This is a genomic window from Nocardia sp. CDC519, from assembly GCF_059509835.1.
Window position 1 is genome coordinate 1,501,486 of the sequence record NZ_CM183377.1, and the last position, 13,468, is coordinate 1,514,953.

Annotated in this window: 12 protein-coding genes; 11 read left to right on the forward strand and 1 reads right to left on the reverse strand. The window is 68.7% G+C overall.

Annotation, left to right across the window (positions count from 1 at the left end; all coding sequences use genetic code 11):
• Window positions 1–12: 12 nt before the first annotated feature.
• The 6 genes from thiO (at window position 13) to AC5W7N_RS06745 (ending at window position 5,148) form a co-directional block, all read left to right on the forward strand.
• Window positions 13–1,107, forward strand: coding sequence for a glycine oxidase ThiO (gene thiO, locus AC5W7N_RS06720; protein WP_194992122.1), 1,095 nt, complete (start codon window positions 13–15; stop codon window positions 1,105–1,107).
• Window positions 1,104–1,322 carry a sulfur carrier protein ThiS gene (gene thiS, locus AC5W7N_RS06725; protein WP_163817359.1) on the forward strand — a complete coding sequence of 73 codons (219 nt, stop codon included), beginning with the start codon at window positions 1,104–1,106 and terminating at the stop codon, window positions 1,320–1,322. The genes thiO and thiS overlap by 4 nt, the downstream gene beginning before the upstream one ends.
• 58 nt (window positions 1,323–1,380) lie before the next feature.
• Window positions 1,381–2,088 (forward strand): thiazole synthase, encoded by a 708-nt coding sequence (locus AC5W7N_RS06730; RefSeq protein WP_051016858.1) that lies wholly within the window; start codon window positions 1,381–1,383, stop codon window positions 2,086–2,088.
• A 242-nt stretch (window positions 2,089–2,330) separates the two neighbouring features.
• Window positions 2,331–3,284 carry an ABC transporter ATP-binding protein gene (locus AC5W7N_RS06735; RefSeq protein WP_163817363.1) on the forward strand — a complete coding sequence of 318 codons (954 nt, stop codon included), beginning with the start codon at window positions 2,331–2,333 and terminating at the stop codon, window positions 3,282–3,284.
• Complete coding sequence (locus AC5W7N_RS06740) at window positions 3,284–4,042, forward strand: ABC transporter permease (RefSeq protein ID WP_195020872.1); 759 nt, start codon at window positions 3,284–3,286, stop codon at window positions 4,040–4,042. The genes AC5W7N_RS06735 and AC5W7N_RS06740 overlap by 1 nt, the downstream gene beginning before the upstream one ends.
• A gap of 233 nt (window positions 4,043–4,275) precedes the next feature.
• The gene (locus AC5W7N_RS06745; protein WP_194992124.1) at window positions 4,276–5,148 is read left to right on the forward strand and encodes an adenylate/guanylate cyclase domain-containing protein; all 873 of its coding nucleotides are present in this window, start codon (window positions 4,276–4,278) and stop codon (window positions 5,146–5,148) included.
• 33 nt (window positions 5,149–5,181) lie between these two features.
• Here AC5W7N_RS06745 and AC5W7N_RS06750 read toward each other — a convergent pair whose 3' ends face one another.
• Entirely contained in the window at window positions 5,182–5,337 is a 156-nt protein-coding gene (locus tag AC5W7N_RS06750; protein ID WP_194992121.1) for a CG2302 family histidine operon protein, read from the reverse strand.
• 344 nt (window positions 5,338–5,681) lie between these two features.
• Here AC5W7N_RS06750 and AC5W7N_RS06755 point away from each other — a divergent pair, with 344 nt between their 5' ends.
• The 5 genes from AC5W7N_RS06755 to AC5W7N_RS06775 all read left to right on the forward strand — a co-directional run bounded on the left by AC5W7N_RS06755 (window position 5,682) and on the right by AC5W7N_RS06775 (window position 13,465).
• On the forward strand, window positions 5,682–7,406 hold the full coding sequence (locus AC5W7N_RS06755) for an acyclic terpene utilization AtuA family protein (protein WP_195020191.1): 1,725 nt from the start codon (window positions 5,682–5,684) through the stop codon (window positions 7,404–7,406).
• Window positions 7,403–8,551 (forward strand): acyl-CoA dehydrogenase family protein, encoded by a 1,149-nt coding sequence (locus AC5W7N_RS06760; RefSeq protein ID WP_195020190.1) that lies wholly within the window; start codon window positions 7,403–7,405, stop codon window positions 8,549–8,551. Before AC5W7N_RS06755 ends, AC5W7N_RS06760 begins: the two co-directional genes overlap by 4 nt.
• Window positions 8,548–10,146, forward strand: a complete 1,599-nt coding sequence (locus AC5W7N_RS06765; protein WP_163817370.1) for an acyl-CoA carboxylase subunit beta — start codon at window positions 8,548–8,550, stop codon at window positions 10,144–10,146. Before AC5W7N_RS06760 ends, AC5W7N_RS06765 begins: the two co-directional genes overlap by 4 nt.
• An 11-nt stretch (window positions 10,147–10,157) precedes the next feature.
• Window positions 10,158–12,224 carry an acetyl/propionyl/methylcrotonyl-CoA carboxylase subunit alpha gene (locus tag AC5W7N_RS06770; protein ID WP_195020189.1) on the forward strand — a complete coding sequence of 689 codons (2,067 nt, stop codon included), beginning with the start codon at window positions 10,158–10,160 and terminating at the stop codon, window positions 12,222–12,224.
• Window positions 12,225–12,304: 80 nt separating this feature from the next.
• The gene (locus AC5W7N_RS06775) at window positions 12,305–13,465 is read left to right on the forward strand and encodes an acyl-CoA dehydrogenase family protein (protein WP_104362114.1); all 1,161 of its coding nucleotides are present in this window, start codon (window positions 12,305–12,307) and stop codon (window positions 13,463–13,465) included.
• Window positions 13,466–13,468: the final 3 nt, after the last annotated feature.

Sequence of the window (13,468 nt, forward strand, 5' to 3'; positions counted from 1 at the left end):
GAGGAGGAACCGATGCCCACTCTGGCCGTCGTCGGTGGCGGCGCCATCGGGCTCGCCGCGGCATGGCGGGCCGGTGAGGCCGGGTGGACGGTCACCCTGTTCGATCCGGCCGTCGCCTCCGGCGCCTCCTGGGTTGCCGGCGGAATGCTGGCGCCGCTGTCGGAGGGCTGGCCCGGTGAGGACGCCGTCCTCGCTTTCGGTGCCGCAGCCCTCGCGCACTGGCCCGCCTTCGCGGCGCGGCTCGAAGCCACCACCGGCACCCACGTGTACGTCGCCGAACAGACCCTGACGGTGGCGCTGGACGCCGCCGATGCCGCTGACCTGCACACCATCGCCGATTGGGTCGGCGGCCACGGCCACGATCTGCGCATCCTCGACCGCGCGGGGGTACGCGAACTCGAGCCGGGACTGGCCCGCACCGTCCGGGCAGGCATGCTCGCCACCGCCGAACCCGCCATCGACAACCGGCTGTTGCTCGGTGCGCTACGGGTGGCCGTCGACGCCGTCGGGGTCGAGGTGCGGGCCGAAGCCGTCGACGACATCGATGCCCTGCCGCACGATCAGATCGTGCTGGCCGCAGGCGCCGCCTCGGCTCGGCTGTGCCCGATGCTGCCCGTTCGTCCGGTCAAGGGCGAGATCCTGCGGCTGCGGCATCGGCCGGGCGCACAGCCCGTTCCGAACCGGGTGATCCGGGCCCGGGTGCACGGCAGGCCGGTGTATCTGGTGCCGCGCGAAGACGGAATCGTGGTCGGCGCAACGCAATACGAGGCGGGCTTCGATCGGGCCGTCACCGTCGGCGGCGTCCGCGACCTGATCGCCGACGCGGAGGCCATCCTGCCCGGTATCGGCGAATACGAACTGGCCGAGGCGAATGCGGGTTCGCGCCCGGGCACACCGGACAATCTGCCGCTGATCGGCAGGCTCACCGACCGGATCATCGCCGCCACCGGCCACGGCCGCAACGGCATGCTCACCACCGCCATCACCGCCGACGCGGTGCTCGCCGAGCTGGCGGGCGCCCCGCTGCCCGAGGTGGCTTCCGCTGATCCGCAACGCTTCTCGGCGCCGTCCGCGCCGGCTGTCCCATCCGCAGGAGGAGTTCGATGACCGCGATATCTGTGCCCATCGGTGTCACCGTGAACGGCCGGGACCACGAGTTCGCCGAACCGCTCACCGTGCGTGAACTGCTCACTCGGCTCGATCTGCCCTGTCAGGGTGTGGCGCTGGCCGTCGACGGTGCGGTGTTCCCGAAATCGCGCTGGGACGAGCCGGTCGGCCGCGGCTGGCAGATCGACGTGCTGACGGCGGTTCAAGGTGGCTGACCTGGCCGCCGATACCCCGCTCGAGATCGCGGGCAGGCAGTTCGGCTCCCGGCTCATCATGGGCACCGGCGGCGCCGAGAGCCTGGCCGTGCTGGAGGAGGCCCTGGTGGCTTCCGGTACCGAGCTGACCACCGTCGCCATGCGCCGGGTCGACGCGGCGGGCGGCACCGGCGTGCTCGATCTGTTGAAGCGCCTCGATATCGCCCCGCTGCCGAACACCGCGGGCTGCCGCACGGCCGCCGAGGCGGTGCTCACCGCGCAGTTGGCCCGCGAGGCGCTCGACACCAACTGGGTCAAGCTCGAGGTCGTCGCCGATGAGCGCACCCTGCTGCCCGATCCGATCGAACTGCTCGACGCCGCGGAAAAGCTGGTCGACGCCGGTTTCGTGGTGCTGCCCTACACCAATGACGATCCGATCCTGGCTCGCAGGCTCGAAGAGGCGGGCTGTGCGGCGGTGATGCCGCTCGGCGCTCCCATCGGCACCGGCCTCGGCATCGGCAATCCGCACAATATCGAGATGATCGTGGCCGAGGCGGGTGTCCCGGTGATCCTGGACGCCGGGATCGGTACCGCGAGCGATGCCGCGCTGGCCATGGAACTCGGCTGCTCGGCCGTGCTGCTGGCCACGGCCGTCACCCGCGCCAGGCAACCGGCTCTCATGGCCGCCGCCATGGCCGACGCTGTGCGCGCGGGACGGCTGGCCCGCGAGGCGGGTCGCATCCCGAAGCGGTTCTGGGCGCAGGCGTCCTCGCCCGCGCTCGGCTGATCGTTTCGCCCGGCTGACGCGACGGCAGACCGATTCGCCGCCATGCACAGCCCCGCCGTTCGTCTGTCATCGCCGGAGAGTCGGCGGTGACCGGTCGCCGGCGGTGTGCCGCCCTCGGCGACGGTCAGCGGTCCCTCGGGGTCGACCCGGGGTACCACCGAGGGACGGATCATCCTCGAGGATGACCGACGACAAGCCTTTATACCGACGCGCGCCGGCGCGATCTGCGCAATGCTGTAGGCATGATCGAACTGAAGGGCCTGACCAAGCACTACGGGCAGACCGTCGCGGTTCAGGATCTGACCTTCACCGTTCGTCCCGGACAGGTGACGGGCTTCCTCGGACCGAACGGCGCGGGCAAGTCGACCACGATGCGCATGATCCTCGGGTTGGACCGGCCGACCGCCGGAACCGCCCTGATCAACGGCAGGCCGTACCACGACCTCGACCATCCGCTGCGCGAAGTGGGCGCCCTGCTCGACGCCAAATGGGTGCATCCCAACCGCTCCGCACGCGCTCACCTGCAGTGGATGGCCGCCTCCAACGGCATCCCGAAATCGCGGGTCGAGGAGGTGCTGCGGCTGGTCGGCCTGTCCGAGGTCGCCGGTAAGAACGCGGGCGGATTCTCCCTCGGCATGTCCCAGCGACTCGGCCTGGCCGGCGCCCTGCTCGGCGATCCGCCGGTGCTGCTGTTCGACGAGCCGGTCAATGGCCTCGACCCGGAGGGCATCCTGTGGATCCGCCGGTTCATGCAGCGCTTGGCCGCGGAGGGCCGCACCGTGCTGGTGTCGAGCCATCTGCTCTCGGAGATGGCCCAGACCGCCGAACACCTGGTGGTGATCGGGCGCGGCAAGCTCATCTCGGATTCGACCACCCAGGAATTCATCGACCGCGCCTCCGAGTCGTCGGTGCGGGTGCGCAGCCCGCAGCTGGATCAGCTGCGCAGCATTCTCACCTCCAACGGCATGACCGTGCGCGAGGACGGCACCGGCCAGGACGGCCCCGCCCTCATGATCGCCGGTGTCACCAGTGACGCGGTCGGCAAGCTGGCGGGCGCGAACGACATCACGCTGTTCGAACTCGCGCCGCAGCGGGCCTCGCTGGAGGAGGCGTTCATGCGGATGACCGGCGGCGCCGTGCAGTACCACGGTGGCGGCGTCGGGACCGACGATCAGGTGATGGGAGGTGCGCTGTGATCGGCGTGCTGGAAGCGGAACGGATCAAACTGACCTCGACCAGGTCGCCGTGGTGGTGCTCGGCGATCGTCGTCGTGCTCGGCCTCGGCCTCGCGGCATTGTTCGCGCTGGTCGTGCGCACGGCGGGGACCGAATCGGGTGAGGTGCCCTCGCTCGACATCGGCACCGTCACCGCGGGCGTGTCCGGTTTCGGCGTCATGGTGCTGATGATCATGGCGGCGCTCACGGTGACCAGCGAATACCGCTTCGGCGTTATCCGCACCACGTTCCAGGCGGTGCCGAACCGCAACCTGGTGATCCTCACCAAGACCGCGCTCGTCGGGTTCTACGGCGCCGTGCTCACCACGGTGCTCGCGTTCGGCGCGTTCCTGGTCGGCAAGCTGGTCGGCGGGTCCGAAGCCTCCGCCACGCTGGTGCTGGAAGGCCACTGGCGCACGATCTACGGCCTGCCCATCTACACCTTCCTGTGTGTGGCGCTGGCCATCGCGGTCGGTGTGCTGGTGCGGCAGTCGGCGGCGGCCATCTCGCTGATCGTGCTGTGGTCGCTGCTCATCGAGCCGCTGCTCGGCGCCTTCGGCAGCTTCGGCCGCAACGTCACCCCGTTCCTGCCCTTCGCCAACGCCAACCGTTTCCTCGCGGTGGAAGAGCCCGTGGGCAACTGGCATTGGAACGTGTGGGGCAGCCTGCTCTACTTCGTCGCCTTCGTCGCGATCGTGTTCGGTGCTTCGCTGTTCGCGGTGAACGAGCGCGACGCCTAGCCCGAATATATGGACTACCCGAGTAGCCCTCCCTCGCCACTCGGGTTGTGGGTAGCAGACCTTGTCGGGAGGTCCGCGGCCCCTCGCACCGTCCGCCACTGCCCGGCGGACGGTGCGGTACTTTCCGGCCCGGTGCGAACTTTCGCACCGGGCCGGCGCCGTTCACGGGCGTCACCGGTGCGGGGCGGCTGGGATACCCTCGGGGCGTGAGCAGAACACCTTCCGGCGGTGCGGTGTCCGGACCGGAACCGGAAGCGAACGGCGCCGATCCCGGCGCGGTCGACTCCCCGGCGGAAGCCGGGCCCTCCCGTCGCCACCGGCCGCGCGCGATCGCGGCCCTGATGACGGCGGCCAATCAGCGCCCGGACGTGATCGGCGCGCTACGCAAGGCCCGCGAACAGCTCCCCGGCGATCCGTCCTTCGGTGATCCGCTCTCGGTCTCGGGTCCCGGCGGCCCGCGAGCGGTCGCGCGGGCTGCGGAGAAGTTCGTCGGTCCCCGTCCGAGTGCGGCCCGGGAGATCGGATTCGGCGCGCTTCAGGTCTGGCAGGCGGCGCTGGAGCGGGTGGGGCGCGGCCGGGGCAGCCAGGAAGTCACCGTCATGTTCACCGACCTGGTGTCGTTCTCCCGATGGTCGCTGTCGGCCGGTGACGAGGCCACCCTCGAACTGCTGCGCCGGGTGGCAAAGGCCATCGAGCCGCCCATCGCCCAACGGGGCGGTCAGGTGGTGAAACGCATGGGTGACGGCGTCATGGCCGTGTTCCCCACCGCTGACGCGGCGGTGAAGGCGGCCGTGGCGGCCAAACGGGCGCTGGCCGAGGTGAGCGTGGACGGCTATACCCCGCAGATGCGGATCGGCCTGCACACCGGCACACCGAGGGAGATCGGCGGCGACTGGCTCGGCGTCGACGTCACCATCGCGGCACGGGTGATGGAAGCGGGCGGCAACGGCCGCACCATGCTGTCGGAGGCCACCCTGCGCTCGGTTTCGCCGGGGGTGCTCGAAGAACTCGGGTACACGGTGAAGCCGTATCGGCGGGGGATGTTCGCCGCGCCGTTGAGCGGTGTGCCCGAAGACCTACGCATCTTCCGGCTCACCTCTGTTTGATCATTCGCGGCCGGGAACTTCGGGGCTCGCCGTTCAGATGAGCCAGACGACCGCGCCCACCGCCGCCAGTACCGCGCACACGCCAAGGGCGATGGCCAGTGGACGTGCTGTCTTCCAGGTCGTGTACGCCCCGCCGATGAGGAATCCGGCGAGAGCGAAGAGAAAGACCACGGCGACATTGGAGGACATGACGCCGATTGTGCCGTCTGTGGGCCGCGCGCCCGCAGTCGGGCCGTCCCGGCCGGGCTGTCGTCGGCCTCGGTACGGACCGGCTGCCTCGGGTGGGCCGTGATGCCGGCGGCGGCTTGTCTGCCGCCTGGCGGCGGCGTCTGCCGCTGTGCCCTCCCGCTACCGCCGGCCTTCTCGCCTGCGACGATGCGCCGCGGACGATAGCTCTCAATTAACAAGCACGCAAGCTTGATTTTTTCCTGACTGCCTGTGATGCTGGTGCCGTACGCGGATTCCGGGCGCCGTGGCGGTGGCCCGCGATCGCCGCGACGGCCCGACCCAGCGCGACAGGAGGCATACCGCTGATGAGTAGGCTGGCCGACGATCCGGACGTCATCCGGATCGGCAACTGTTCCGGGTTCTACGGCGACCGGTTGAGCGCGATGCGCGAGATGCTCGAAGGCGGCCCGCTCGACGTGCTGACCGGCGACTATCTCGCCGAACTGACCATGCTGATCCTCGGCCGGGACCGGATGAAGGATCCGAGCCTCGGCTACGCGAAGACCTTCGTCAAGCAGATCGAGGAATGCCTCGCACTGGCGCTGGAACGCAATGTCCAGATCGTCACCAATGCGGGTGGGCTCAACCCGGCCGGCCTGGCCGAGAAACTGCGCAAGGTCGCCGCCGAGCTGGGCCTGGATGCCAAGATCGCGCATGTCGAGGGCGACGATCTGTCCGGTCGCGCCGCCGAACTCGAGCTGGGCTCCCCGCTCACCGCCAACGCCTACCTCGGCGCGTGGGGCATCGTGGAATGCCTGAATTCCGGTGCCGACATCGTCGTCACCGGGCGGGTCACCGACGCCTCGGTGATCGTCGGCCCGGCCGCCGCGCACTTCGGCTGGGAACGCACCGACTACGACCGGCTCGCGGGCGCGGTGGTGGCGGGGCACGTCATCGAATGCAGCACCCAGGCCACCGGCGGCAACTACGCCTTCTTCACCGAACTCGAAGACCTCGGCCGCCCCGGATTCCCGATCGCCGAGATCCGCCGCGACGGCAGCAGCGTCATCACCAAGCATCCGGGCACCGGCGGCGCGGTCACCGTCGACACGGTTCAGGCCCAGCTCATGTACGAAATCCAGGGCGCGCGCTACGCCGGACCCGACGTGACCACCCGGCTCGACACCATTCGCGTGGAGCAGGAGGGCACCGACCGGGTGCTGATCAGCGGCGTGACCGGCGAAGCGCCGCCGCCGCAGTTGAAGGTCTCGCTCAATACGCTCGGCGGGTTCCGCAATGAGATGGAGTTCGTGCTCACCGGGCTCGATATCGAAGCGAAAGCCGAACTGGCGCAACGTCAGCTGGAATCCTGGCTGACCGTGCGCCCCGCCGAACTCGACTGGACCCTCGCCCGCCTGGACCGTCCGGACGCCGACACCGAGGAACAGGCCAGCGCCATGCTGCGCTGCGTGGTGCGCGATCCGGATCCGAACAAGGTGGGCCGGGCCTTCTCCAGCGTCGCCGTCGAGCTGGCACTGGCCAGCTACCCGGGCTGTAGCTTCACCACCCTGCCGGGCAACGGTTCGCCCTACGGCGTGTACACGCCGGGCTTCGTCGACGCGAGCGAGGTGCCACATATCGCCGTGCTGGCCGACGGCACCCGGGTCGATATCGCCCAGGCCTCCGACACCCGCGCGCTCGAGCCGGTGCCGACCCCGCAGCTTCCGGAACCCTTCACCGGCAACGACACTCGGCGCGCCCCGCTGGGCAGCATCGCGCTGGCCCGCAGCGGCGACAAGGGCGGCGACGCCAATATCGGCGTGTGGGTGCGCACCGGCGAGCAGTGGCGCTGGCTGGTGCACACGCTCACCGTCGAGCGGCTGCGTGAGCTGCTGCCGGAAACCGCCTCGCTCGAGGTCACCAGGCATGTGCTGCCGAACCTGCGGGCGCTGAATTTCATCATCTCCGGCCTGCTCGGCAAGGGCGTGGCCTACCAGGCCCGTTTCGATCCGCAGGCCAAGGGGCTCGGCGAATGGCTGCGCTCCCGTCATGTCGATATTCCGACCGAGTTGCTAGAGGGTGCCCGATGAGCGTCTGGGATACGCCGGAACGAAAAGAGTTGCGCGCCACCGTGCGCCGGTTCGTCGAGCGGGAGATCCTGCCCGACCTCGACGCCTGGGAGCGCGGCGGCGAACTCCCGCGCGAACTGCACAAGAAGGCGGGCGAACTCGGCTTGCTCGGCCTCGAGTTCCCGGAATCCGCGGGTGGGTCCGGCGGTGATGCGATCGAAACGGTCATTCTCTGCGAGGAGTTCCACCAGGCGGGCGCCTCCGGCGGCGCCTGGGCATCCTTGATGACCTGCGGTATCGCGGTTCCGCACATCATCGGGTCCGGCAATACCGAACAGATCGAGCGCTGGGTGAAGCCGACGCTGGCCGGCGACCTGATCGGTTCGCTGGCGATCACCGAACCGGGCGGCGGCTCCGATGTCGGGCACCTCACCACCTCGGCGGTCCGCGACGGCGACCACTACGTCATCAACGGCGCCAAGACCTTCATCACTTCGGCCTGCCGCGCCGATTTCGTGGTCACCGCGGTGCGCACCGGCGGGCCGGGCGCGGGTGGGGTTTCGCTGATCATCGTGCCCACCGATACGCCGGGCTTCACGGTGGCGCGCAGGCTGGAGAAGATGGGCTGGCTGGCCTCCGACACCGCCGAACTGTCCTATCAGGATGTGCGGGTGCCGGTGGACAACCTGGTGGGCGCGGAGAACACCGGATTCGCCCAGATCGCCACGGCGTTCGTCAGCGAGCGGGTCGGCCTCGCGGTGCAGGCGTACGCGCAGGCGCAGCGCGCGCTGGACCTGACCCTCGAATGGTGCCGCAACCGTGAGACCTTCGGCCGTCCGCTGATCAGCCGCCAATCGGTACAGATGACGCTCACCGAGATGCACCGCCGCGTCGACCTGGCCCGGGTGTACACCCGCGCACTGGTCGAGCGGCACACCGCGGGGGAGCAGAACCTGATCGCGGAGGTGTGCCACGCCAAGAACACCGCCGTCGAGACCGCCGAATGGGTGGCCAACCAGGGCGTGCAGCTGCACGGCGGCATGGGCTACATGCGCGAATCCGAGATCGAACGCATCTACCGCGATGTCCGCATCCTCGGCATCGGCGGTGGCACCAACGAGATCCTGACCATGCTGGCGTCGAAAGTATTGGGGTACCAGTCATGACGACCTTCCGATCCACCCTCGACCCGTCGTCGCCGGAATACACCGCGGCCGCGGAGGCGATGACGGGCAAGCTCGCCGAGCTGGAGGCCGAATTCGCCAAGGCCATCGCCGGTGGCGGCCCGGACAAGGTGGCAAGGCATCACAAGCGCGGCAAGCTCACCGCGCGTGAGCGCATCGAATTGCTGCTCGATGAGGATTCGCCGTTCCTGGAGCTGTGCCCGCTGGCCGCCTGGGGCAGCGAATTCCAGGTGGGTGCGTCGACCATCGCCGGTATCGGTGTGGTCGAGGGCGTCGAATGCATGATCGTGGCGCCGGATCCGACGGTGCGCGGCGGTACCTCGAACCCGTGGACGTTGCGTAAGACGTTGCGAATCAACGAGATCGTCAAGCAGAACCGGCTGCCGGTGATCTCGCTGGTGGAGTCCGGCGGTGCCGATCTGCCCACCCAGAAGGAAGTGTTCATTCCGGGTGGTGCGATGTTCCGCGATCTCACCCAGGCCTCGGCGGCGGGCATTCCCACCATCTCGCTGGTGTTCGGCAATTCCACGGCGGGTGGCGCCTACATCCCCGGCATGTCCGATTACGTGGTGATGGTCAAGGAGGGTGCCAAGGTGTTCCTCGGCGGCCCGCCGCTGGTGAAGATGGCCACCGGTGAGGAATCCGACGACGAATCCCTCGGTGGTGCCGAAATGCACGCCCGCGTCTCGGGTCTGGCCGATTACTTCGCCGCCGACGAGCAGGACGCCATCCGGCTCGGCCGCGCCATCGTGCGCAGGCTGAACTGGAAGAAGCAGGGCCCGCAGCCGCGCGCGGAGGTGATCTCGCCGCTGTACGACCCGGAGGAACTGCTCGGGATCGTGCCATCGGATCTGAAGATCCCGTTCGATCCGCGCGAGGTGATCGCCCGCATCGTCGACGGCTCCGATTTCGACGAGTTCAAGCCGATGTACGGATCGAGCCTGGTCACCGGCTGGGCCGAACTGCACGGCTACCCGATCGGCATCCTCGCCAACGCGCGCGGTGTGCTGTTCTCCGAGGAATCGCAGAAGGCCACCCAGTTCATCCAGCTGGCCAACCGGTCCAATACGCCACTGTTGTTCCTGCACAACACCACCGGCTACATGGTCGGCAAGGAGTATGAGCAGGGCGGCATCATCAAGCACGGCTCGATGATGATCAACGCGGTGTCGAATTCGAAGGTGCCGCACATCTCGCTGCTGATCGGCGCCTCCTACGGTGCGGGCCATTACGGCATGTGCGGGCGCGCGTTCAATCCGCGTTTCCTGTTCGCCTGGCCGAGTGCCAAGTCCGCCGTGATGGGCGGTGCGCAGCTGGCGGGCGTCATCACCATCGTGCAGCGCGCCGCCGCCGAGGCGAAGGGCCTGACCTTCGACGAGGACGGCGCCGCCGCGATGAGCGCGATGGTGGAGGCGCAGATCGAGGCCGAATCGCTGCCGATGTTCCTGTCCGGCCGGATCTACGACGACGGCATCATCGATCCGCGCGATACCCGCACCGTGCTGGGAATGGCGTTGTCGGCCATTCACACAGCCCCGATCCAGGGCGCCGAGGGCTTCGGCGTCTTCCGAATGTGAGGCGCTCGGCGATGACAACTCCGATTACCAATGTCCTGGTCGCCAATCGCGGTGAGATCGCGCGCCGGGTGTTCGCCACCTGCCGTCGCATGGGCATCGCCACCACCGCGGTCTACTCCGATGCCGACGCCGACTCCCCGCATGTGGCCGAGGCCGACGCCGCGATCCGGCTGCCCGGCAATACCCCCGGTGAGACCTATCTGCGCGGTGAGCTGATCATCGAGGCGGCACTGTCCGCCGGAGCCGACGCGATTCATCCTGGCTACGGATTCCTTTCCGAGAACGCCGTATTCGCGCGTTCGGTGCTGGATGCGGGCCTGGTGTGGATCGGTCCGCCGGTGGCCGCCATCGAGCAGATGGGCTCGAAGGTCGAATCCAAGAAGATGATGGACGCCGCCGGTGTTCCGGTATTGGCCGAACTGGATCCGGCCGAGGTCACCGAGGATCAGCTGCCGGTGCTGATCAAGGCCTCGGCCGGTGGTGGTGGCCGGGGCATGCGCGTGGTGCGTGAGCTGAGCGAGCTGCCCGGCCAGATCGAGGCGGCGCGGCGCGAGGCCGAATCGGCGTTCGGCGATCCGACGGTGTTCTGCGAGCGGTACCTGGAGACCGGGCGGCATATCGAGGTCCAAATCATGTCCGATACCGCCGGCACCACCTGGGCCGTCGGCGAGCGCGAATGCTCGATTCAGCGTCGTCATCAGAAGGTCGTGGAGGAAGCGCCGTCGCCGCTGGTCGAGAAGATCGACGCGCTGCGAGCTCAGGCGGCAGCGGAGCGTAACCACGCAGGGGCCGTGAGCGGCGCAGATGGACGCAGCATGCGGGACCGGCTCTTCGAAGCCGCGCGCTTGGCCGCCGAGGCGATCGGCTACGAGGGAGCCGGCACCGTCGAATTCCTGGCCGACGAGAAGGGCGATTTCTTCTTCCTGGAGATGAACACCCGTCTCCAGGTGGAGCATCCGGTCACCGAGCAGACCACCGGACTCGACCTGGTGCGGTTGCAGTTGCAGGTGGCGTCGGGGCTGCCGCTGCCGCCGGTGCAGCCTGCCAAGCGCGGGCATTCCATCGAGGTACGGCTCTACGCCGAGGACCCGTCCCATGATTGGCAGCCGCAGAGCGGGCCGGTGCACAAGCTCGACATCCCGTTCACCGCAGGTGAATTCACCGTCCTGGAACAGCCGGGTGTGCGACTCGATACCGGCGTGGTGGACGGTTCGGTGGTCGGCGTGCACTACGACCCGATGCTGGCCAAGGTCATCTCCTACGCCGAGACCCGCGCCGAGGCCGCACATCTGCTGGCCACCGCCCTGCAGCGGGCGAAGGTGCACGGCCTGGTCACCAACCGTGACCTGCTGGTACGGGTGCTGCGGCATCCGGCCTTCCTTGCCGGTGACACCGACACCGCATTCTTCGATACGCACGGTCTCGAGGCGCTGTCGGCGCCGCTGGTCAGCGAGGCCGACGAGGCGTTGTCCATCGTGGCGGCTGCGCTGGCCGATTCCGCGGCCAACCGTCGCGCCGCCCGCGTGGACGGCGGAATCCCCAGTGGCTGGCGCAATCTCGCCTCTGCTCCGCAGACCAAGTCATATGAGAGTCGCGTCAGCGGTACCCACGAGGTGCGCTACCGGTTCACCCGTACCGGTGTGCAGATCGAGGGCCATGAGGGTCTCGAGCTGATCGACCTGTCGCCCGAACGGGTGGTGCTCGGGGTTCCCGGTGAGCGCGGGCCGGTGCGCAGGCAGTTCGAGGTCTCCCGGTACGGCGATCTGGTCTGCGTCGACTCTCCGCTCGGCCCGGTCGCCGTGCGCAGGCTGCCGCGCTTCACCGACCCGGCCGATCAGGTGGCCGCCGGTTCGCTGCTCGCGCCCATGCCCGGCAGCGTGATCCGGCTCGGCGCCGCCGTCGGCGATCAGGTCGAACACGGGCAGCCGATCCTGTGGCTGGAAGCGATGAAGATGGAACACACCATCGTCGCCCCGGCCACCGGCGTCCTCACCGAACTCAATGTGACCGTCGGCCAGCAGGTCGAGGTCGGCGCGGTGCTCGCCGTGGTGGACGAGCCCTCGGAAGATCCGTCATGACCGGGTCAGGCCCGGAGGCGGCAGCGAAGCGTAACCACGTAGGGCCCCCGGTCATGACCAATTGGACACAGGAGTAGGGAATGAGCTTCATCGAATCCGACGAGCGCAAGGAACTGCGGGCCGCCGTCGCCGCACTCGCCTCGAAGTACAACTACCGCGACTACGTGCTTCCCAAGGCACGCGCCAACGAGCCGCTGGACGAACTGTGGGCCGAGGCGGGCAAGCTCGGCTTCCTCGGCGTCAACCTGCCCGAGGAGTACGGCGGCGGTGGTGCGGGCATGTACGAGCTCGCGCTGGTGATGGAGGAGCTGGCCGCTCAGGGCGCGGGCCTGCTGCTCATGGTGGTTTCCCCGGCCATCTGCGGCACCATCATCACCAAGTACGGCACCGACGAGCAGAAGGCGGCCTGGCTGCCGAAGCTGTCCGATGGCAGCGGCAAGATGGTCTTCGGCATCACCGAACCGGACGCGGGGTCCAACTCGCATCAGATCACCACCACCGCCCGCCGCGACGGCGACGACTGGATCCTCAACGGCCGCAAGATCTTCATCTCCGGCGTCGATCAGGCCGAGGCCGTGCTCATCGTCTCGCGTACCGAGGACCACAAGACCGGCAAGCTCAAGCCGGCGCTGTTCATCGTCCCCACCGACGCTCCCGGCTTCCAGAAGACGCCGCAGGAGATGGACATCATCGAGCCGGATCACCAGTTCACGCTGTTCCTCGACGACGTCCGCCTGCCCGCGAGCGCCCTGGTCGGTAAGGAGGACGCCGCACTCATGCAGCTGTTCGCCGGGCTGAACCCGGAGCGCATCATGGGTGCCGCGATGGCCGTCGGCATGGGCCGCTACGCCATCGACCGAGCGGTCGAGTACGCCAAGGAACGCACCGTCTGGAAGACGCCGATCGGCGCGCACCAGGGCATCGCGCATCCACTGGCGCAGGTGAAGATCGAGCTCGAACAGGCCAAACTGATGATGCAGAAGGCCGCCACCCTCTACGACGCCGGCGATGAGATGGGCGCCGCCGAGGCCGCCAACATGGCCAAGTACGCGGCGGGCGAAGCGAGTATCAAGGCTCTCGACCAGGCCATCCAGACCCACGGTGGCGCCGGTCTGACCAGCGAATACGGCCTGGCCGCCATGCTCGGCGCGGCACGCATCGCGCGGATCGCGCCGGTGAGCCGGGAAATGATCCTCAACTTCGTCGCCCAGCATTCGCTGGGTCTGCCGAAGTCCTACTGAGCC

Bases quoted from the DNA above. Each gene is read 5' to 3' on its own strand.
- AC5W7N_RS06760 (WP_195020190.1), top strand. From the start codon at position 7,403: ATGAGCGTCTGGGATACGCCGGAACGAAAAGAGTTGCGCGCCACCGTG.
- AC5W7N_RS06755 (WP_195020191.1), top strand. From the start codon at position 5,682: ATGAGTAGGCTGGCCGACGATCCGGACGTCATCCGGATCGGCAACTGT.
- AC5W7N_RS06775 (WP_104362114.1), top strand. From the start codon at position 12,305: ATGAGCTTCATCGAATCCGACGAGCGCAAGGAACTGCGGGCCGCCGTC.
- thiS (WP_163817359.1), top strand. From the start codon at position 1,104: ATGACCGCGATATCTGTGCCCATCGGTGTCACCGTGAACGGCCGGGAC.
- AC5W7N_RS06770 (WP_195020189.1), top strand. From the start codon at position 10,158: ATGACAACTCCGATTACCAATGTCCTGGTCGCCAATCGCGGTGAGATC.
- AC5W7N_RS06765 (WP_163817370.1), top strand. From the start codon at position 8,548: ATGACGACCTTCCGATCCACCCTCGACCCGTCGTCGCCGGAATACACC.
- thiO (WP_194992122.1), top strand. From the start codon at position 13: ATGCCCACTCTGGCCGTCGTCGGTGGCGGCGCCATCGGGCTCGCCGCG.
- AC5W7N_RS06730 (WP_051016858.1), top strand. From the start codon at position 1,381: ATGGGCACCGGCGGCGCCGAGAGCCTGGCCGTGCTGGAGGAGGCCCTG.
- AC5W7N_RS06750 (WP_194992121.1), bottom strand. From the start codon at position 5,337: ATGTCCTCCAATGTCGCCGTGGTCTTTCTCTTCGCTCTCGCCGGATTC.
- AC5W7N_RS06735 (WP_163817363.1), top strand. From the start codon at position 2,331: ATGATCGAACTGAAGGGCCTGACCAAGCACTACGGGCAGACCGTCGCG.